Origin of the sequence: Myxococcus guangdongensis (genome assembly GCF_024198255.1) — a bacterium.
In the GTDB taxonomy this organism is placed as follows: domain Bacteria; phylum Myxococcota; class Myxococcia; order Myxococcales; family Myxococcaceae; genus Myxococcus; species Myxococcus guangdongensis.
In genome coordinates, this window is the sequence record NZ_JAJVKW010000026.1 from 26,965 (window position 1) to 47,401 (window position 20,437).

Sequence of the window (20,437 nt, forward strand, 5' to 3'; positions counted from 1 at the left end):
CCAGGTCCACACCCGCCGGGCCGTGTGGACCTGGGGGCAACAGCCCCCGCCGCCACCCCGCGCGTAACCCCCTGGAAGGACTGTGACGCGGTGCACGGCCCGCGACGTGCTACCTGGGTCCTCGCGTCATCTTCCGCGCGAGGTCCTCATCACATGTCGTCCTTCAAGTTCCGAGCTCCCTCCAGGCTCCTGTTGACCGCGCTGTGCCTCACCGCGCTCCTGCCGCTCTCGCCCGCCAGCGCCGAGCCGGGAATCCGCATCCTCAACTCGCTGTCCACCGCGGACCTGGCCTTCAACGCCCTCACCACCAACTACCGCGCGCTCGAGGCCCTCAACACGCAGCCGCTGACCACGTACGCCTTCGAGACGGACTCGCGCCTGCGCTACCAGCTGGAGGACCCGGCCGCGCGCAACGTCATGCACTACCTGGTCGAGTGCGCCCTGCCCGCCAAGTCCAAGGTGGAGTGGATGGACCGCAAGAAGGAGCTCCACACCTTCGAGGGCGGCGTGGGCCTGTGCCCGGAGTGGGAGTTCCGCGCGCCGAGCGCCCAGTGCCTGGGCTACGTGAGCGCGTGCCTGCTGTCGCGCAACAACGCCTACGGCCACACGGTGGAGATTTCGATGCGCGGCGAGCACCCGCGCGACGACCGGCGCTTCAACCCCACGGGCGTCACCCAGCAGTGGCACCCCATGTTCCTGCCCTGTGAGCAGGGCGGCCGCGGCGCGTGGGAGGAGTGCGGCTGGGTGGGCGAGGGCGTGGGCACGTGCACCCCGGGCGAGCAGGTCACCATCGCCGCGGGCGCCCCCCGGCTGGACACGGCGTGCACGACGACGCTCGGCTCGGGCGACGGCGACCGCGTGCTGCGCGTGTGCGCCCAGCCCCGGGGCTGCGAGGCCGCCAACGCCCTGGCGTCCGGCGAGGGCAACGACTGCGGGGGCGCGCAGCCCAGCGCGACCTTCACCTGTCCCCGCGGCGGCAGGTACAGCCTCATGTCCGCGCCGTACGACCGCTCCTCGCCTCCCGGCTCCTGGGTGCGCCCCGCCGTCACCCACGGCCGCTACCCCACCGAGTCCTTCGGCGCGTTCACCTTCCGCGAGGGCGCCTTCTTCGGAAACATCCTGGACCCGAAGGGACTCAACGTGGAGGTGCACATCAACATGGACACCTACGCGCCCTTCATCTCCAAGCCCGACTTCACGGGATACCCGTACCAGAACGCCCACGCCTGCTACTCGCGGGACTGGGTGGCGGGCGACGTGCACCTGGCCTCGCGCGTCTGCGCCAACGCCGTCGTCGGCGGTCGCAACGCGTACGGCTGTCTGGCCCGCACCGTGGGCCCCTGCGAGCCCGGCGCCCTCAACGGCAAGGCGGCCCGCTGCGACGTGAACGACGGCCCCGTCGTCACCAGCGATGGCGACTTCGAGTCCTGCTCCGACACGGACGGCAACTACTACTTCGAGTCCATCACCACCGTCCTCAACAGCCCCTGTGACGCCCTGCCTCCTAGCGACCGCGTCACGTGCGACCCCGCGCAGTGCGACTTCAGCTTCTCCCCGCCCCGCTGCAAGAAGGGCTGCGAGCAGCGCTCCGCCTCCCAGTGCCTCGCGATTGCCTGCGTGAAGAACCCCAAGCTCTGCGGCAAGAAGTAGCCCCCGGGAGCCCGGGAGGGTCGTCACCCACCTCCCGGGCCCCTGTCTCGCCGGGGGTGGGGGCGACGGCCCGTACACTCCAGGTGGATGAATAAAGCAGGCGGACAGTCGTCCTGACCCGTGTCGCCGCCCGACGGCCACCGCCCCAGGAGCCCCGCCGTGTTCTCTCTTCGTTCCGCCTTGAGTGCCTTCCTCGCGCTGGGCCTGATGCTGGGCACGACGTCGGCGGAGGCGCGCTTCGGCAAGCGCTCGCGGCCTTCGCAGAGCGACTCGAAGAAGGACGACGACAAGAAGGACGACACCCACGAGGCCTCGCCGGTGGGCTCGCGGGATGACGACGACGACGACCGGCCCCGTCGCCGCCGGAGCAACAACCGCCGCCACGTCTCGTCCGGCGCTGCCGACGTGGTGGAGGGCCTGGGCTTCCTCGCCTTCGTGCTCTCGAGCGGCAACCACCGGCTGAGGGTCGCGGACGAGCCCCGGCAGCGCGGGGAGCTGCGCCAGGAGCGCCACGCCGCGCCCCTCTCCTTCCGCCTGGGCCTGCAGGGCGGCCCCATCAACAGCGGCGGCGCGGGGGACTTCTTCATCGGCCTGGAGGGCCGGCGCTTCGGCTTCGACGCGCGCGTCACCGGCATCGCCGTGGACGCCGACGACGGCACCGACGACACCGACCGCCTCACCCTGGTGGAGGCGCACCTGACGTGGGCGCTCGTCTCCCTGGAGCGCGCGCGGCTGCGCGTGGAGGCGGGCGTGAGCACCGCCACCGCGCCGGACATCGCCTTCGTGGGCCCCAGCATGGGCCTGTCCCTGGAGGCGTGCCTGGCGGGCCCGCTGGACTTCGAGGCCCGCGCCCAGGTGACGCCCTTCCCGTACCGGCAGGTGGACGCGAGCGCCGCGCTGGCGCTGCACCTGGGCGCGCTCGTGCTGCGCGGCGGCTACCGGGGGATGGTGCTCGACGACGCGGGCGAGGTGGACGGCGTGGTGCACCGCGACAGCTTCCACGGCCCCTTCTTCGGCCTGGGCCTCACCTACTGACGCGCTGCGCGGTGTCCGACCGGGGGTCCGGGCAGTGCGCCTGGACCACGGCCATCAGGTCCTTGAGCCGCACGGGCTTGCGCAGGAGCGCCACCGCCCCTTGAGGGCACGGGCCGGACTCCGCGCGCATCCCCACCACCCGCGAGCCCGTGAAGCGCGCGTCCTGCTTCAACGTCTCCAGGAGCGACGCCCCCTGGACACACGGCGCCTCCAGGTCCACCAACACCAGACAAGGCACCTCCGAGGCCGCCAACACCCGCACGGCCTCGCGGGCGTTGATGGCCATGTTCACGTCGTAGCCTTCGGCCTGGAGCGCCTCCGCCATCACGCCCCGGAGGTCCGGGTCGTCCTCCACCAGGAGCACCGTCGGCTGCATCACCACGTGGGTCACGATTGCCACCCTAGTGCCTCCATCCCGGGCTGACACGGGCCGTTCCACCCCACCGCGCCTCACTGTCGGACCGTGAGCATCCGCAGGGTGCGAGCAGGCGGATACGCCCGGTGCCCGTGAGAAGAGGAGATGCACCGCGCGCGGGCGCTCCGCATGCGCGAGCGTCGTGTGCGTGAGCCTCGCGTGGCCCGGCTGTCACGTCGTGCGCACTCGGCGCCGTGTGCGCTGCCCACGGCCGTACAGCAGCGGATGGGCAACGGCCGTCCACCCTCGGGGGCCATGGCCGGGAAGGGCCCGGCGCCCTTGAATGTCGCTCCCCGTCGTCCCCGTCCCCGAGGAGTGCACCTTGCCCTCATCCAAGGCCGTGCTGGGCTTCGTGCTCGCCGCCACCGTCCTGCTGGAGCCGGCCCTCGCCGAGGCCCGCTTCGGCAAGCGCTCCTCCTCGTCGTCCCCCGCCGCCTCCAGTCCCCGGCGCGAGTCGCCGCGCCGTGAGCACCCGGCCTCCCCCGTGGGCGGGACACGCGACGACGCCCCCTCGCCCCACCCCGCGACGGCCATCGGCGAGAAGCCTCCGCGCGCCGACAATGATGACGCGCCCCGCAGGAGGCGCAGGCGCGTGAGGGCCCCCGTGACGGGCGCGCTCGTGGGCGTGGGCGCCGCCTCCACCGGCGCGTCCTCGCTGCGCTCGAGCGCGAGCACCACGCGCCGGCGCGACGAGCCCGTGCCCCTGCTGGTGCGCATGGGCGCGCAGGCGGAGTGGCTGAAGGACGGCAGCGGCATGGGCGTGTTCATGGCCATGGAGGGACGGCGGCTGGGCGTGGACACGCGCATCACCGGCCTGTCGCTGAAGGCCGACGACGGCTCCGACACCCAGGACCGCATCACCCTGCTGAGCGCGCGGCTGACGGCGGCGCTGTGGGCCAGCGCGCGAGGACGGATGCGCGTGGAGGCGGGCCTGTCGAGCGCCCACGCCCCCAGCATCATCTTCGTGGGCCCCAGCTTCGGCGCGTCCGTGGAGGCGTGCATCGGCGCGTCGCCCCTGGACGTGGAGGCACGGCTCAACGCCACGCCCTTCCCGCATCGACAGGTGGACATCCAGGCGGGCCTCGCGGCGCACCTGGGCGGCTTCAACGTGCGCGGCGGCTGGCGCGCGCTGTACCTCAACGACGCCGGACACGTGGACGGCGTCGAACACGAGGAAGGCTTCGGCGGGCCCTACTTCGGCCTGGGCCTCACCTTCTGACCTCCCGCCCCGCGCGCGATGGGCGAGCGCTCGCCGCTCGCGCGCGACGACAGGCCGGAGCCACCTTCCACGAGGAAGGCTCCGACCTCTCCCCGACTACTCTTCCGACGCCGCGGCCATGGGCGCCGACGAGCCCTCGCCGACATCCGACACCGTGGTGAGCCCCGAGCCGCGCTTGCCGCTGCCCTTGCGCTTGGGCGGCGAGGGCGGTGGGGCGAGCTGCGGCGCCGAGCCGAACAGCCGCTCGTACGTCTCCGGCGCGTTGATGTTCACCAGCACCCCCGGGTCCTTCATGGGCACCCGGCGCACGCGCATGCTCTTGAGCACCGCCTCCAGCTGCTCGCCGTCCGCCGCGCGGAGCTGCTCCGCCATCCCGCGCGACATCATCACCGGCCAACCCGGCGCGCCCTCGAACTCCGGACGCAACATCTCCTCGGAGTCCCCCATCAACTTGAGCATGGACTTGACCGTGTTGGTCCTGAGCGCCGGCATGTCCACCGGATGCAGCACCACCACGTCCGCCCCCTCCGCCAGCGCCGCGTCCAGCCCCGTCTTCACCGAGGCCATCTGACTGTCTCGCCACTGCTCCGACTCCCGGAGGTCCATTCCCGGGTGCTGCTTGCGAATGGCCTCCGAATCCTTCCCCACCACACCCAGCACCTGACAGCCCGCCTTGACGAAGGTCGACGCCAGCGACTGAAGGAAGCTCTTGTCGCCTTCGTGCAGGATGAGCGCCTTGGGGTGGGCCATCCGCCGGGCCTCGCCCGCTGCGAGGATGATCGCCACTGCCTTCATACCAAGCCTCCTCCGTCCCCCGGGGAATCGAGTCCCTCTTGGCCCGGGGCCACCGGGAACAGGCTGTGACCTCTCGGGATGATTTTGAGCCCACCCCTCGGTGCGAGCCGTCAGCCGGCCCCCAGTCACTTCCCGCGCCGCGTCCGAGGAGCGCGCGGTGGAGCGTGCGCCCTTCACCGACGCACGGCCCGCCTGCTCGTCCGCACCACCCCGGACGCTTGCTTCCTCCACGCCGGGTCCGGAGGGCCTGGCGCGCGTCAATGCAGCCACCGGGGTGATGGCGCGTGGAGCAGCAGCGTCGTCGTGGGGGCCACCGTCTTTTCTTCCGTCCCCGCGAGCGCCTTGGCGGTCAGAATTTCAGCCAGCCGCGCCAGCGGCGCGAAGGCGGACAGCCGGTGCAGCTCATCCTCGGACACCTCCCCCAGCCACGCTCCGTCACGGCCATCCACCACGGGCAGCGCGTGCATCGCGTGGTGGTGCATCACCTGGAGCGCCGAGAGGACGGTGTCCTCCGGGAAGAGCGTCACGGCACGGGAAACGAGCATCTCGAACTCAGGGCTGCGGCACGTCGTCACGGAAGGCCTCCAGAAAGCAGGCGTCAGGCGCCTCTGATCCACTCCCGTAGCAAGTGCCTTGCCGGGCCGAGATGACGGTTCGCCAGTCGACACACAACCCGCGACGCCGGATGCGCGATAATCCCCCTGCAGCGCCGCCACCCCCTCGACGCGTCCCGTGGAGTCACCACGATGAGCATCAAGCCCCTGCCCTCCTCCACGTCGTCTGCCGCGGCGCGTCGTGCCCCCGAGCCCGCGGCCGCGCGCCCGGCGGAGACCCCGAAGCCCAACCTGCTCGAGCGGATGGGCCAGGGGCTGCAGAACGTCGCGCGCGAAGCCAACCGACTGGTGGACGGCTTTGAGGCGAAGCTGCCGGACCTGTCGCGCCTGGGCCTGCCGAAGCCGACGGGCGCGGGGAACACGCCGTGGGCGGGCATCACCCTCACGGGCAAGCCGCTCCAGATTCCGCTCGACAAGCTGCTGCAGGTCGACCTGGGCGATTTGCGCAAGGTGCTCGAGCGCATCCTCCCGCCCAAGATCGACGACAAGCAGGGCAAGGAGCTCGTCGCGCAGACGAAGGACTTCCGCGACACGCTGGGCCAGGTGCGCTCGCTGGCGGCGCACCTGGACATGCTGCCCTCCACGCACCCGCGCTATCCGCAAGTGAAGGCCGCGCTGGAGAAGGCGGAGGCGGAGCTGACGAAGACGACGGGCTACACGCGCGCCACCGCGCCGCGCCCGGGCTCGCTGTGGTTGGATCCGCAGTTCCTGGCGAAGGAGCTGCCGGGCGGCCAGGTCCACGCGAGCCGCTTCCCCACGGGCACGCCGGTGACGAAGCCGCCCTCCGCGCTGGACATCGTGGCCGGTGGCGACGCGAAGAAGGCCGCCGAGTACACCGCCTCCGTCGCGCAGAACCGCGCCGAGGCGGGGATGCCGGTGCAGGGCGGCGAGCCCATGGGCGTGCACCTGAGCCTGGAGGGGGGTGGTGGCAAGGGCAAGCGCTACGCGGCCATGTTCGCGGAGATGCGCGACATGGGCGTGGTGCCGGTGAGCCTGACGGGCACGTCCGCGGGCTCCATCGCCGCCGCGTTCGCCGCCACGGGCGCCACGCCGCAGCAGATTGAAGACGTGGCCAAGGACCCGCGCCTGGGCCAGCTGTACGACTTCGACCTGGACCTGAACGACGGTGGCCTGCTGGATGGCCAGGCCGCGTTCGACATGTTCGACCAGAAGCTGCGCGAGCTCACCGGAATCACGGACCGGCCCGTCACCTTCGCGGACCTGAAGATTCCCCTGCAGCTCATCGCCGCCAAGGCCTACGACAGCGCGGTGCCGGACGGCGGCTTCAAGAGCGCGCAGGACCGCATCTTCGTCTTCAGCCAGGAGACCACGCCGGACACGCCCGTGGCGCTCGCCATGCGCGCCTCCATGGCCATCCCCGGCGTGTTCGACCCGGTGCAGGTGGTGGACCCCGTCACCGGCCGGCAGATGCACCTGGTGGACGGCGGCACGCTGGACAACCTGCCCATGGGCTACGCGAAGAATGACCTGCCGCAGATTGGCGCGTCGCTGCAGCCGCGCGGCGGCACGCACCCGTCCAACGGCACCGCGCAGCCCAAGCCGCTGCCCACCGGCCAGCTCGACACCGATGACGCCATCTGGAACGGCTTCAACGGCCTGGCGCTCCTCAAGGACAACGCCACCGAGGCCCAGGACTGGCGCGACAAGGCGAAGCCCGGCGCCAACCAGTTCATGCTCGCCGTGCCCACGTGGAACCTGGATGACCCCAAGCAGGGCAACACCATCCTGGGCTTCGGCTACGACGCCAAGGTGGACCCCCAGCTGGACCAGCAGACGCGCCAGGTGACGCGCGACTTCCTGCGCGAGTTCATGGACGACATGAAGGTCCCCGGCTCGCGCGGCACCAACCTGGTCACCCAGGTCCCCAAGGACTTGAGGTTCAGCGAGGACGTCCAGATCTGGGGCGAGAAGTTCCAGGTGACGTACACCGGCGGGGACACCGTCGTCGCCACCGCCGCCAATGGCAAACGTCACGAGGTGCGGCTCGGTCAGAAACAGATTGAAGCCCTCTGGTTGGATGGACAGACGTTCAAGGACTTCGACGCGCAGCTGTCTCACGTCCTCAGCGACGTGCGCAGCGTGCGGCCTTCCTGGTTCCCGTTCTGACGCGCGGTGCGGGGTTTGCGCTCCCGCTGCAACCTTGAACCTCTGGATACCTGAACCCACCCGGGGCGCCTTGCTGCGCACCCGGGTGTCGTCATTACGGTGTTTCAGGAACATCCCCTTGGAGGTCCTGAATGCAAGCGGAGCGAGGGCGGGCCTGGGTGCCCTGGCTGGTGACGGTGCTGGTGGTGCTGCTCGCGGGCGGCGTGCTGTACCTGGCGCACCGCGGCTCGGTGCAGGCCCAGGCGCAGGCGGAGGAGGCGCGCAAGGCGGCGGACGAGGCCACCGCGCGCGCCCGTGACGCGGACGCCGCCCGTCAACAGGCCGAGGAGAAGCTCACGGCGCTGCAGACCGAGCACACGAAGCTGACGACGGAGAAGGAGCAGCTCCACACGGAGAAGGAGCAGCTCAGCCAGACGGTGCAGGAGCAGGAGGCGGAGCTCGCCAAGCTCAAGGCCACCTACGATGACCTGCAGGACAAGATGAAGGCCGAAATCGCCGAGGGCGCCATCAAGCTGTCGCAGGCCCAGGGCCGCATCCAGGTGGACCTGGTGGACAAGGTGCTCTTCGACTCCGGCGACGCGAGCATCAGCAAGCGCGGCCAGGAGGTCCTCAAGCGGCTGGGCGGCGTCTTGGCCAAGGTGGACGACAAGGCCATCCAGGTGTCGGGCCACACGGACGACTCGCCGCCGTCGCAGAAGCTGCAGACGACCTTCCCCACCAACTGGGAGCTGTCCGTCGCGCGCGCCGTCAACGTGGTGCGCTTCCTCCAGGAGCACGGCAACGTGCCCGCGCGCCGGATGCTCGCCGCGGGCTATGGCGAGATGCGCCCCATCTCCGCCAACGCCACCCCGCAGGGCCGCGCGCGCAACCGCCGCATCGAGGTCCTCCTCATCCCCGACCTCGCGGCGAAGAAGGCCGGCGTGAGGACGGCGCGCGACACGCGCTGAAGCCCCTGCCCGCGTGAGACATGTTTCACGTCCAAGGGCGTGTCACATGTCTCACGCGAGCAAGACGGCTACTTCTTCTTCACGGACTCGAGCAGCTTGCGGAAGGCCTTCTCCGACGCCGCCACGCTCTTCTCCGGCCCGGTGAGCTTGAAGAACAGCGCGCCCTCGGGGCCCTCGACGATGGCGCCGAGCAGCCGGTAGCCGGGCTTGGGCGTGGACGGGCCCATCATCGGGCCTCCGCCCGCGTACGTGCCCTTCACGTCCACCGTCGTCACCGGCATGCCGTTGAGCTTCTCCGTCTTCGTCTTGGCCACCTTGTCCACCGGCTTGCCATCCGCCGTCTGGAACTGGCCCAGCCACCGCTTCACGTTGGCGTCCACCGCGCCGCCCTGGCCCTGCCCGAAGTAGAACACCGCCAGCTCGCCCCCCTCCGCGTCGCCCTTCGCCGCCGGCAGCTTGTACGTCGCCGCGCGCATCGGCCGCTCCCCCTGCGCCTCCCACTCCTTCGGCGCCGTCCACGTCAGCCCCCCGGCCTCCTGGGCCGACGCCACCATCGCCACGCACGTCACCAGCACACTCAGCAGTCGGTTCATCCGCCCAGCGTAGCGGTGATTGCCCCCGGCGCAGTGTGTCAAAGACAGACGGTGCCACTCGGGCATACCGCCGTGCATGACTGACACGACGCGTCAAGTCCCATCACTTTCAGCCAACCCGCTTACGTGGTACGCCACCCGACTGTCACCTAGTCCTGCAGTCCAAACTTGGACTCGGAGGGGGTTGTATCCATGAAAAAGGCGTTGTTCCTCGGGGCTCTGGCCCTGGGCACGGTAGCGTGTGATCCAGAGATCGCGCAGGACCCGGCGGTCAACCCGGCCGACGTCCAGGTCGCGGAGTTCGACCCCTCCGCGTCGCCTGCCGTCGTCCCCTCTCCGAATGACCTGGCCATGGGGAAGGATGACAATGGCGACCCCATCGTCAACGCTCCGGTCAACCCGAACACGCCCGCCGCGGAGCAGGAGTTCACGCGGGACTACCTCAACACGCTCAACGGCTTCCCGACGACGGCCATCGCCAGCACGGTGGTGAAGAACCTCGACGCGAACACGGTGAACACGTCGACGGTCAAGTTCATCAACCTGTCCGGGGCCGTCACCGGCCCGGTGACGCCGACCATCGGCTACCGCGAGGCGACGAGCCAGATCACCGTCATCCCGCCGCAGCCCCAGGGCTGGCCCAAGGGCGGCAAGTACGCCGTCGTCATCGTGGGCGGCGAGAAGGGCGTGAAGACCAAGGACGGCAAGTCCATCATCGGCACCGCGACCTGGTCGCTCGCCAGCTCCACGCTGCCGCTGGTCAACTGTCCCGAAGGCAACCTGGCCTCCGACAACTGCACGCTCGCCACGGAGCTCATCCCCTCCAGCAAGCGTGACCCGGCCGAGCGTCTGGCGGACCAGCTCAACAGCGCCAAGCGCCTGGAGCAGATGCGCCTGGGCTACGCGCCCCTGCTGGACCTGGTGGCCACGCAGAACGGCCTGGACCGCAACGACCTGGTGCTGGCCTGGACGTTCAGCATCATGAGCCAGCCGGAGATGACGTTCGACCCCACGAACAGCATCATCCCCTTCCCCAACGACCTGCTGCGCGTGCCGCGCACGGCCACCACCCCCGCGCGTCTGAACCTGCCGCTCCCCGACACCGCGGGCACGGTGCAGGACCTCATCAAGGGCCTGAACACCCTGGATGGCTGGTCCACCACCGCCCCCATCATCTCCGAGAACGGCCCCACCCGCGGCATCATCGAGGGTGACCTGAAGGTCGACCCGGCCACCGTCGCGCTGGGCCGTCAGGTGCTGTTCGTCAAGCTGACCCCGGGCGGCAACCAGCCCAAGGTCAAGGTCTGCCTCAACTGCGCGTCCAGCTCCAAGCGGGACGGCTCGGCCGCGGACCCCGCGCCCCAGCAGCTGCAGATCATCCCCGAGATTCCGCTCGACCCCGCCAGCCAGTACGCCGTGGTGGTGCTGCGCGGCGTGAAGGAGCAGGCCGCCCAGGGCGCCAAGGCCCGCTCGGTCGCGGTCCCCGCGGCCCAGGCCCTGATGAAGCTCTCCGCGCCGCTGTTCGTGGACGGCAAGAGCCAGATCTCCGCCGTGCCGGACGCCACCGCCGCCGCCGTGGAGCCCGCTCGCGCCGCGATGAAGCCCCTGTTCGACGCGCTGGCCGCCAACGGCGTCGCGCGCAAGGACATCCTGCTGGCGTGGGCCTTCACCACCCAGAGCACGCACACCGTGCTGGACTCGCTGCACAAGGTGCCCGCCTCGCCGCTGCCGGACTCCCCGGTGTCGCTGATGGACCAGACGGCCAACATCATCGGCGCCATGGAGGCGCTCAGCCTGGAGCACCAGCACGTGGGCCGCGCGCTCGCGGGCACGTTCCTGTCGCCCTTCCTCCTGGATGACGTGAACGGCGCGCTCAACCCCGCGCGCACGACGCACCTGGACCACATCCCGTTCCTGCTCATCCTGCCGGCCACGCCCGCGCCCGCGGGCGGCTACAAGACGGTGGTCTTCGGCCACGGTCTGGGTGGCAACCGCACCGACGCGCTGGTCATCACCAACAAGCTCAACGAGGCCGGCTACGCGGTGGCCGCCATCGACACCGTGTTCCACGGTGAGCGCACCAGCTGCGCGGGCATCACCGCCGCCTCCGGCACGGGGCCCATCACCACGCCCGACATGGCCTGCGGCACCGGCACCTGCGACGTGACGGCGGGCAGCGCCACCTTCGGTCGCTGCGTGGCGCCGGACACGGCCATCGCCTGCAACCCGGTGGGTGGCGGCGACGCCACGTGCGCCGCGGCCGGCCAGGGCGTGTGCCTCAACACCGGCAAGTGCGAGGGTGGCGACTTCCGCCGCGCCTCCGCGGGCGGCCCCCCGGTCGTCTCCAGCTGGAACTTCCTCAACCTCACCAACCTGTTCGCCACGCGCGACAACTTCCGTCACCACGTGCTGGACATCTCCCAGTTCACGCGCGTGCTGGCGAGCGACGGCATGAAGGGCGCGCTCGACCAGATGTCCCAGGGCAACTACCTCAACGCCACCACGGTGGACTACGTGGGCCAGAGCCTGGGCGGCTTCCAGGGCACCCTGTCCGCGTCCGTCAACGAGCGCATGCGCCGCGTCGCCCTCAACGTCCCGGGCGGCGACCTGGTCGACACGCTCCTGACGTCCACCAACCCGACGTTCGCCGCGCGCCGCGAGGGCTTCCTGTCCTTCCTCGAGTCCGTGGGCCGCGTCTCCGGCACCCCCGGCTTCGACGAGTTCATCGTCCTGGCGCGCACCATCCTGGACCCGGCCGCGCCGCGCAACTACGGCTGGCAGCTGGAGAACTTCGACAAGGCCCCCGCGGGCCGCGAGGCGTTCATCCAGTACATCCAGGGTGACGAGGTGATTCCGAACCCGGTGACGCACGGCCTCATCGCGTCCGCCAACCGCGAGAACGCGCCCCGCACGGTGCAGACGTACATGGCGCAGGTCGACTTCCTGCCCACGTCCGCGCGCCATGCGTTCCTGCTCATCATCAACGCGCAGGACCCGGGCAATGCGGTGCTCCGCGGCGTGCGTGACAGGGCTCAGAAGCAGGTCATCGAGTTCCTCAACACGGGCACGGCGAACGAGTAGTCCTGACGGACAGGAAATAGGGGAATGACTCACATGAAGAAGACACTGTCCCTCGTCGCGCTCCTGGCCGCGGGTAGCTCCCAGGCAGCCGGCTTCCAGATCAACACCCAGAGCGCCCGCTCCTCGGGCATGGGTAACGCGGCGGCCGCGTGGCTGGACGACTCGTCCGCCATCTATTCGAACGCCGCGAACATCCTCGGTGTGAACAAGCTGGACGTGCAGATTGGCGACACCGGCATCCTGCCCGCCATCAAGTTCACCCCGGACAACGGCACCGAGCAGGGTCAGAAGACGACCCTGTCGCCTCCGCCGCACCTGTTCCTGGTCTACAAGCCGTTCGACCGGGCCGCGGTGGGTCTGGGCATCTACACGCCCTTCGGCGCGCGCAGCCGCTGGGAGGATGGATTCGTGGGCCGCTTCCGCGCCCAGGAGTCCGCGCTGTCCGTCTACAACATCAACCCGACGGCGGCGTACCAGCTCCACGAGCGCTTCCGCGTGGGCGGCGGCATCAACATCTACCGCTCCACCCTGGAGCTCAAGCGCGCCCTGGGCTTCGTCGAGTCCGAGGGCCAGGTGCACCTGGGCGGCAGCGACTGGGGCGTGGGCTACAACATCGGCGTCCAGGCCGTGCTGTGGCCCAAGCTGGTGACGTTCGGCCTGCACTACCGCAGCGCCGCGGACCTGTCGTTCAAGGGCCAGGCGGACTTCCAGAACGTGCCGGTGGAGTTCCAGACGCGCCTGCCGGACACGCGCGTGCAGGGTGACGTCACGCTGCCGGCCACCATCGCCGCGGGCATCGCCGTCACGCCGCTGGAGAACCTCAAGATCGCCTTCGACGCCAACTGGGTGGACTGGTCCTCGTTCCAGGAGCTCGCCATCGAGTTCCCGGACAACCCGGCCATCAACAACCCGCTGCCGAAGAAGTGGCGCGCGAAGTGGAACTACCACCTGGGCGCCGAGTACGGCGTGACGCAGGCCTTCCAGGTCCGCGCCGGCCTCATCTACGACCCGGCCCCCAGCCCGGGCAGCACGCTGACGCCGGACCTGCCGGACGCGAACCGCTTCGGTGTGTCCGGTGGCCTCGGCTACAACTGGAACGGGCTGCGCGCGGACTTCGCGTACCAGTTCGTCAGCCTCTCCGACAAGGAGAGCTCGGCCCCCGGCATCCCCGGCGTCTACAACGGCTCCGCGCACGTGTTCGGCCTGACGCTCGGCTACTCCATGTAGTCGGCTGACGCCGCGCCGGTCCGCTTCGTCGGGCCGGCCGCAGCGTGACACGCCCGGGTCTCCCTCATGGGGAGCCCGGGCGTCGTCGTTTCAGGCCCCGCGCTTTCAGACGCGCAAATCCCCGTCGTGCAGCACGCGGCCCGACGCCAGCACGCGCGCGGAGCGCTGCAGTCGCTCGGTGCCCATGCGCATCAGCTGTCCCTTCAGGCCCGGCTGGCTGAGCAGGTGCCTCTCGAACGCGGCGCGAGGCAGCCGCAGCACCACGCCCACGCCCTCCGCGCGCACCGTCGCGGACACGGGCTTGTCGAGCAGCAGGGAGATTTCGCCGAACACGTCCCCCTCGTGCAGCTCCGTCAGCGCCACGCGCCGGCCATCCGGGTGCACCAGCCACGGCGTGCACCGGCCGCGCAGGAGCACGTAGAAGGCGTCACCCGGTTGCCCTTGGGTCAGCAGCACCTCGCCCTCGGAGATGGGGCGCAGGCTGAAGTCCAGGCTGAGCGCGGCCTTCTGCGCGGGCGTCAGCCGGCTGAGCAGCGGGTTGCTGCGCAGCAGGTTGTCCACCAGCCTGCGCCGGTAGAAGTCCTCCACCACTTGCGCCACGCGCGGCTGGCGCGCGGACACGGACGCGAGCGCCTCACGCGTCAGCTCCAGCAGCACCGCGCGCTCGGTGACGACGACGCTCGCGAGCCGGGGACCCTCGGACACCAGCGCCAGCTCGCCGAACACATCCCCGGGCGCCACCGAGCCCACCACCGCGTGCTCGCCGTTCTCCAGCGCGCGCGTCACCTCCGCGCGGCCCTCCACCAGCACGAACATGGACGCGCCCGCCTCGCCCTCCCGCACCACCGGCTGTGCGGGGAAGAAGGCGCGCGCCTGGAGCACGTCCACCAGCGCGACGAAGTCCTCGCGGCCCAGCCGGGAGAAGAGCCCCGACACGCCGTCCTCACACGCGTCCGAGCACAGCGCGAAGCGCTCGGCCAGCGTCGCCGAGGTGCGCGCCCGCACGGAGCCCGGAGCCCCCAGGCGCCCCAGGGCCACGCACGCGGCCACCGCGCGCAGGGGCTGCAATGCCTTCGCCCAGGCCAGCGCGGAGGCCTCGTGCGCCGTCGCGGCGTCGCTCGTGCGGCCCAGCCACTCGAGCAGCTCCGCCACCTGCTGGCGCACCTCCGCGTCGTCGGGGGCGTGCTTCAAGAGCGCCTGGTACTCGGCGAGCGCCGCCTCCAGCTGGCCCTGCCGGGCGAGCTGGACGGCCCGCTCCCTCCCCTCGACACGCGTGTCCGCCATCCCGCCATCCTACCGTCCCCGCGCGTCCTACGTGCTGAGCACCCGCACCCGCTCCGCCAGGTTGTGGGTGAACAGCCGGTAGATGCGCAGGGCCGCCGCCTCATGGGTGGCCAGGTAGTGCTGGAAGTCCGCGCGCGTCACGCGCAGGGCCCTCACCGTGGCGCTGGAGCGCACGTGCGCGGACGTGGGCCCGTCCAGGATGAGGCTGATTTCCCCCAGCCACGCGCCGGGCCCCAGCGTGTTGAGCCGCCGGGCGTCCGGCCCCGGGCCACTGGACACCTCCACCGTGCCGTCCAGCAGCACCAGCAGCCCCGTGCCCCGCGCGCCCTTCTCCAGCACCGTGGTGTCCTCGGGGATGACCACCTGCCGCGCCACGCGGTAGAGGTCCTTGAGGTCCTCCAGCGCCAGCTCCCCGAAGATGGGAATCGCCTTGAGGTACTCGTACCCGTCGGGCGTCGCGCCCGGCCGCTCGGCCACCGGCGAGGAGGCCTCACCGGACTCGGGCGAGCCATCACTCAGGCCCAGGTGCCGGAGCAGGCGAAGGTGCTCGGCCTTGAGCACCTCGTCCTCGCGCGCGGCCGCGGACTCCTGCCGCGCATCCGCCAGCAGCACCAGCGCGCGCATGGACTCACCCTGCTCGTCGAGCAGCGCGCACATGCGCAGCACCGCCTCGCGTCGGCGGGGGTGCTCGGACGGCACGCCGCGCAGCGCCTCCAGCTCCGCGTGCGCGTAGCCCAGCGCGTGGTACTCCTCCGCGGCCTCCAGGGGACGCTGCAGCCGCGTCAGGCAGTGCGCCATGGACTCGCGCGCCTCCAGCGAGCGGTACAGCTCCAGCGCCCGCTCCAGCGCGCCGCCGCGCTCGAAGGCCGCCGCCGCGCGCTCGGGCTCTCCGGAGCGCATCCACGCCTCCGCCGCCATCAGCAGCGAGCCCGCCTGCTCGTGCAGCGCCGCGGCCTCGGCATCCGCGCCCTGGGCCTCCAGGAGCCGCGCCGCGCCCGCGAAGTCCCGGGCCCGCCGCAGCACGTCCACCAGCGCCGTGCGCGCCTGTGCGGGCACGTTCGCGGAGTCCACCAGCACGCGCTCACGCTGCCCCGGGGACAAGTCCTCGTAGGCCCGCACCGCCACGTCCACCGCTCCCTGCATCACCGCCTCCCACACCGAACGTGCAGGGCCACCCATGGGCAGACGTCGCCCCCGGGCGCCCTCCTCCGGAATGAGGTCGGACCTCTCCGCGGCCCCCGCCATGTCGTGCTCCCCCCTGCCACAAGTCTGCTTCGTGCGTAGCAGACCGGCCGCCCCGAGGCGAGTCCCCCACGGGTCACCCGCACCGGCGAAGTGGTGGCTGCAAAACCTTCCGCCCCCACCACCGCCACGTGGGGTGGGGTGGCAAAGCGCCGCACCCGTCCGCACGAATCCCTCCGCTATACGTGGGAGGCCCAATCGTTAAGGTCCGGGATGGGCCGTCACCACCCCGGGAGCTCCCGTCATGTCGCGTCACCCCCCTCATCGCTGGAGCCAGGCCCTCTGCCTGCTGGCGGTGTGCGCCGCAACGACGGCGAGCGCCCACGCGGGCCTGCCCGAGACGTCCAACGTCACCCTCCGCCGAGGCCACCCGGAGGACTTCTTCCTGGGCGCGACGTTCGGCGCGGTGATTTCGCGCGACGCCGGCAAGACGTTCCGGTGGATATGCCCGGACGCGATGGGCTACGGCGGCTGGAACCCCACGGCCTACCTGTGGCGTGAGGCCGGCGACCTCATGGCGGCCACGGGCAGCGCGCTCCTGCGCTCACCCGACGGCGGCTGCTCGTGGAACACGCACCCCTACTTCAAGGACACCTGGGTCTCCGGCCTCGCGGCGCACCCCACCGATGACCGAGTGCTGTACGTGGTCACCTCGCGGCACGGCAGGCCCAACGGCGTGTACCGCTCGCAGGACGGCGGCGAGACATGGGCACCCTCCCCCCTGCTTCGTCAGGGCCTGGTGCTCAACGCGGTGCGCGTGTCCCCGGCGAACCCCCAGCGCCTGTACGCGACGGGCAAGGAGGAGGGCCGGATGCTCCTCCTGCGCAGCGACGACGCGGGGGAGACGTGGCGCGAGGTGGTGCACCCGCTGACGCAACTGCTGTTGCCGTACGACTTGATGGTGGAGGCGGCGGACCCGGTGTCGGTGGACATCGTGTGGGCGCGCGTGTCGTCGCAGGGCTCCACCTTCATGCTGCGCAGCGATGACGGCGGCGAGACGTTCACCATCGTCTCCGAAATCCAGGACGTCTTCATCAACATGGAGCTGTCCGCCGACGGGAAGATGACGTGGGTGGGCACGCTCAACCACTTCTTCCGCGGCCCCTCCACGGGCCCTTTGGACATGTTGACCCTGCCCACGGGCAACGCGTGCGTGCTGCGCCAGGGCGACACGCTCTACGGCTGCGGCTCCACGTGGCTGCACGACTGGGCGCTCGCGCGCAGCACGGACCAGGGCAGCACGTGGGAGCACCTGTTCGGCCTCTACGAAATCCAGGGCACGCACCAGTGTCCGCGCGGCACGCCGGTGCGGGACTTGTGCCCCAGCCGATGGCCCCAGCTGGCCGAGCAGCTCGGCGCGCCGCTGTATCCGGATGGCGGCGTCGAGGAGCCGACACCCGAGGACGCGGGCACGCCGGACGCGGGCCTTCCCGACGCGGGAACCACCGATGCAGGCTCCACTCCTGAACCCCCGACTGGTCCCAAGGGGTCGGGAGGTTGCGGGGCGATGGGTGGGAACATGGCGCCGCTGTTGTTGTTGCTGTCCCTCTTCACCCTGCTGCGCCGTGGTCGGCGGCGTGTGCATTCCACGACAGGTCCCCTCCCATGAAGCCCCTCTCGCGAAGCCTCCTCTGGACCACCTCCGCGGCCGCCCTGCTGGCCCTGACCTCCGCCTGCGGTGACGACGAGCCCACGGGCTCCAGGTGCGGAGAGCCGCTCTACGGAGGAGACGCCACCGACGAGGCCTGGCGGGCGCTGGTGGACGCACGGGACCTGGCGAAGGCGGACGCGCAGGCCACGGAGCTGTCCTCGCCCCAGAGCAACGCGCGCTATGCCTTCGGCGCGGCGGCGCCGACGTGGACGTGGGACTCGTCGCTCGCCCAGGCGATGCCCCGCTCCACGCCCTCGAGCCCCCTCGACACCGCGCGCACGATGCTGGCAACGGTGGGCGAGTGGCTGCTGCCCACCGCGCACGCGCACCTGCCGCCCTTCACCGGGGACATCTACTGGGTGCAGGTGACGGTGCCCGGACGCGAGTGCCCGGTGGAGATGCTCACCTCGAACCTGTCGTGGCAGCTCGACGCCGCGACGTGGGACACGCTCAAGGCGAACGCGGGGAAGGACCTGTCCGTGCAGGTGCTGAGCGCGTACCTCCTGCAGAACCGCATCCAGGAGGGGCCGTACCTCCTGGCCCAGCCCGTCACCTTCCGCATCGAGCCGGAGACGCCATGACCGGGCGACTCGCGCGCGCGTGGGGGCCCGCGCTGGGACTGCTGCTCGGCGCCTGCTCCGAGGACAAGAGCCCCTTCGATGGCGTGAAGCCGCCGGACGGATTGCAGTACGAGCACGACACGCCATGGACCGAGGGCAGCACCGTGCCCCCTCCGGGCCCGGGCGGGCGTGTCCTGGTGACCAACAGCCTGGATGACACCGTGAGTCTGTTGGAGCTGGATGGCGCTACCACACCCGGCTGGCGCGAGCTGGCGCGCGTGCCGGTGGGGCTCAACCCGGTGGAGCTGGAGGGCCCCCACCACACGGCGGTGTCACCGGATGGCGCCTTCTATTACGTGGGCATCTCCAACTACGTGCCGGGCGGCGGCTCGGGACCTCACGGCGCGCACGGCACGGGCTCGGATGACGGCTACTGCTTGAAGATGGACGCGCGCGACAACCGGCGGGTGGGCGCGGTGCGCGTGGACCCCAACCCCGGCGACGTCATCGTCAGCAAGGACGGCAAGACGCTGTACCAGTCGCACTTCGACACGCTGAAGATTCTCGAGGTGGCGCAGCGCGGCGGCACCGAGGACGAGATGCACGCGCGGCTGGCCATCATCGACGCCGAGACGATGACCCGGAAGGCCATGGTCTCCGTGTGCCCGGCGCCGCACGCCATCCGCCTGTCTCCGGACGAGCGCACCGCGTACATCGCCTGCTGGTCCGACGAGGTGGCCATCGTCGACCTCACCGCGCTCACCGAGCAGCCCCGGCGCGTGAAGGTGGCCCCCGGCTCGGGCACCGCCATCTCTCCTCGACACCAGCCCTACGCGCTGACGATGTCGCCCACCACGGGGGATGTCTGGGTCAGCTCCATGGCGAGCCGCGAGCTGCATGTGTTGGAGTCCGCGACCAACACGATGAACGCCGCGCGCACTAAACGCCTCGACGGCGCGCCCATGTTCGGGGACTTCAGCAAGGACGGGAAGACGCTCTACGTGCCGTACCAGGGCGTGGAGGCGCTGCTCGTCATCGACGCGGCGACGGGCACCACCCAACGTGAAATCGACCTGGCGCCCGAGGGCTGTCTCAACGCGCATCAAGCGACGCTGACGCCGGATGGCAGCCACGCGCTCGTCGTCTGCGAAGGCGACCACGTGGGCCCCGGCACGCTGCACGCGGTGAACCTGGCCGACGGCGCGGTGGTGAATACCGTGCGCGTGGGCATCTTCCCGGACTCGGTGAGCATCCTCGGAGGGCGACGATGAGCGGCGCGACCTGGAAGCTGGGGCCCTGCGTGGTGCTCGCGCTCGTCGCCTCCGCGTGTGGTGATGACGCCGAGCCCCCCACCGCAGCGGAGTACGGCGAGCTGTTGTTCCGCGACGCGCGCCTGTCGGAGAGCCAGTTCAACGCCTTCTCCTGCGCCACCTGCCACGCGACGACCCCCACGCCGCTCGACGGTCGGATGGACTCCGGCTACACGCTGCACAACGTCGTGTCGCGTCCCGATTGGTGGGGCGGCTACGAGACGAACCTGCTGGACGCGGTGAACTTCTGCTACGTCAGCTTCATGCGCGGCGTGCAGCCGCTGCCGGTGGACTCGCCCCAGAGCCGCGCGCTGTACGAGTACCTGGTGAGCATCAGCCCGGATGCCCAGGCGCCCGCCCTGCCCTACACCGTGGTGAAGGACATCCAGGAAGTTCCTCGCGGCAGCCTGGAGCGCGGGCAAACCGTGTATCGCGCGGCCTGCCAGGAATGCCACGGGGAACTCCATACAGGCGCGGGACGCCTGACGGAGCTGGCCTCCATCCTCCCGGAGGTGACACAGGATTATGACGAACTCTTCCCGGGAATCCCCCACTCGCTCGTCGTCATCGAGAAAGTGAGACACGGCCAGTTCTTCCACATCGGCGGCAACATGCCCGCCTACAGCCTGGAGTCACTCTCCGATGCGGACATGGGAGCGCTGCTGACGTACCTGGGGCTGTAGTAGG

17 protein-coding genes are annotated in these 20,437 nt (G+C 70.9%); 11 read left to right on the plus strand and 6 right to left on the minus strand.

Translation table 11 applies throughout. From position 1 onward, the window contains the following. Positions 1-153 precede the first annotated feature (153 nt). Together LXT21_RS43395 and LXT21_RS43400 are read left to right on the plus strand one after the other, a co-directional pair. Complete coding sequence (locus LXT21_RS43395; RefSeq protein WP_254044145.1) at positions 154-1,650, plus strand: hypothetical protein; 1,497 nt, start codon at positions 154-156, stop codon at positions 1,648-1,650. Positions 1,651-1,809: 159 nt separating this feature from the next. Beyond that, positions 1,810-2,685 carry a hypothetical protein gene (locus tag LXT21_RS43400; protein WP_254044146.1) on the plus strand — a complete coding sequence of 292 codons (876 nt, stop codon included), beginning with the start codon at positions 1,810-1,812 and terminating at the stop codon, positions 2,683-2,685. Here LXT21_RS43400 and LXT21_RS43405 read toward each other — a convergent pair. Beyond that, positions 2,675-3,085 carry a response regulator transcription factor gene (locus LXT21_RS43405; protein WP_254044147.1) on the minus strand — a complete coding sequence of 137 codons (411 nt, stop codon included), beginning with the start codon at positions 3,083-3,085 and terminating at the stop codon, positions 2,675-2,677. The two genes, LXT21_RS43400 and LXT21_RS43405, sit on opposite strands and share 11 nt — an antisense overlap. 337 nt (positions 3,086-3,422) lie before the next feature. Here LXT21_RS43405 and LXT21_RS43410 point away from each other — a divergent pair, with 337 nt between their 5' ends. Then, positions 3,423-4,319 carry a hypothetical protein gene (locus LXT21_RS43410; RefSeq protein WP_254044148.1) on the plus strand — a complete coding sequence of 299 codons (897 nt, stop codon included), beginning with the start codon at positions 3,423-3,425 and terminating at the stop codon, positions 4,317-4,319. A gap of 96 nt (positions 4,320-4,415) precedes the next feature. On the opposite strand, the gene LXT21_RS43415 is transcribed toward LXT21_RS43410, so the two are convergent. Both LXT21_RS43415 and LXT21_RS43420 read right to left on the minus strand, forming a co-directional pair. Further along, positions 4,416-5,114, minus strand: a complete 699-nt coding sequence (locus LXT21_RS43415) for a nucleotidyltransferase family protein (protein ID WP_254044149.1) — start codon at positions 5,112-5,114, stop codon at positions 4,416-4,418. A gap of 257 nt (positions 5,115-5,371) precedes the next feature. After that, positions 5,372-5,689, minus strand: a complete 318-nt coding sequence (locus tag LXT21_RS43420) for a CBS domain-containing protein (protein ID WP_254044150.1) — start codon at positions 5,687-5,689, stop codon at positions 5,372-5,374. Between the two features lie 171 nt (positions 5,690-5,860). On the opposite strand from LXT21_RS43420, the gene LXT21_RS43425 reads away from it, so the two are divergent. Further along, the gene (locus tag LXT21_RS43425; RefSeq protein ID WP_254044151.1) at positions 5,861-7,855 is read left to right on the plus strand and encodes a patatin-like phospholipase family protein; all 1,995 of its coding nucleotides are present in this window, start codon (positions 5,861-5,863) and stop codon (positions 7,853-7,855) included. 131 nt (positions 7,856-7,986) lie between these two features. Beyond that, a complete protein-coding gene (locus LXT21_RS43430; protein WP_254044152.1) occupies positions 7,987-8,802 on the plus strand; it encodes an OmpA/MotB family protein in 816 nt (271 codons plus the stop codon). A gap of 68 nt (positions 8,803-8,870) precedes the next feature. On the opposite strand, the gene LXT21_RS43435 is transcribed toward LXT21_RS43430, so the two are convergent. Continuing rightward, complete coding sequence (locus tag LXT21_RS43435) at positions 8,871-9,395, minus strand: hypothetical protein (RefSeq protein WP_223751166.1); 525 nt, start codon at positions 9,393-9,395, stop codon at positions 8,871-8,873. A 192-nt stretch (positions 9,396-9,587) separates the two neighbouring features. Between LXT21_RS43435 and LXT21_RS43440 the strand changes: the two genes are divergently transcribed. After that, entirely contained in the window at positions 9,588-12,476 is a 2,889-nt protein-coding gene (locus LXT21_RS43440) for a hypothetical protein (protein WP_254044153.1), read from the plus strand. A gap of 33 nt (positions 12,477-12,509) precedes the next feature. Further along, positions 12,510-13,703 carry an OmpP1/FadL family transporter gene (locus tag LXT21_RS43445; RefSeq protein WP_254044154.1) on the plus strand — a complete coding sequence of 398 codons (1,194 nt, stop codon included), beginning with the start codon at positions 12,510-12,512 and terminating at the stop codon, positions 13,701-13,703. A 105-nt stretch (positions 13,704-13,808) separates the two neighbouring features. Here LXT21_RS43445 and LXT21_RS43450 read toward each other — a convergent pair whose 3' ends face one another. Together LXT21_RS43450 and LXT21_RS43455 are read right to left on the minus strand one after the other, a co-directional pair. Continuing rightward, positions 13,809-14,987, minus strand: coding sequence for a cyclic nucleotide-binding domain-containing protein (locus tag LXT21_RS43450; RefSeq protein ID WP_254044155.1), 1,179 nt, complete (start codon positions 14,985-14,987; stop codon positions 13,809-13,811). Positions 14,988-15,014: 27 nt separating this feature from the next. Then, positions 15,015-16,232, minus strand: coding sequence for a cyclic nucleotide-binding domain-containing protein (locus LXT21_RS43455; protein WP_407667108.1), 1,218 nt, complete (start codon positions 16,230-16,232; stop codon positions 15,015-15,017). A gap of 241 nt (positions 16,233-16,473) precedes the next feature. Here LXT21_RS43455 and LXT21_RS43460 point away from each other — a divergent pair, with 241 nt between their 5' ends. The 4 genes from LXT21_RS43460 to LXT21_RS43475 are packed head-to-tail and all read left to right on the plus strand — an operon-like array spanning position 16,474 to position 20,433. Further along, complete coding sequence (locus LXT21_RS43460) at positions 16,474-17,838, plus strand: WD40/YVTN/BNR-like repeat-containing protein (protein ID WP_254044157.1); 1,365 nt, start codon at positions 16,474-16,476, stop codon at positions 17,836-17,838. Beyond that, a complete protein-coding gene (locus tag LXT21_RS43465; RefSeq protein ID WP_254044158.1) occupies positions 17,835-18,461 on the plus strand; it encodes a hypothetical protein in 627 nt (208 codons plus the stop codon). Before LXT21_RS43460 ends, LXT21_RS43465 begins: the two co-directional genes overlap by 4 nt. Continuing rightward, positions 18,458-19,711 (plus strand): YncE family protein, encoded by a 1,254-nt coding sequence (locus LXT21_RS43470; protein ID WP_254044159.1) that lies wholly within the window; start codon positions 18,458-18,460, stop codon positions 19,709-19,711. Before LXT21_RS43465 ends, LXT21_RS43470 begins: the two co-directional genes overlap by 4 nt. Further along, positions 19,708-20,433: a c-type cytochrome gene (locus tag LXT21_RS43475; protein WP_254044160.1), complete on the plus strand. Its 726-nt coding sequence runs from the start codon at positions 19,708-19,710 to the stop codon at positions 20,431-20,433. Before LXT21_RS43470 ends, LXT21_RS43475 begins: the two co-directional genes overlap by 4 nt. Positions 20,434-20,437 lie beyond the last annotated feature (4 nt).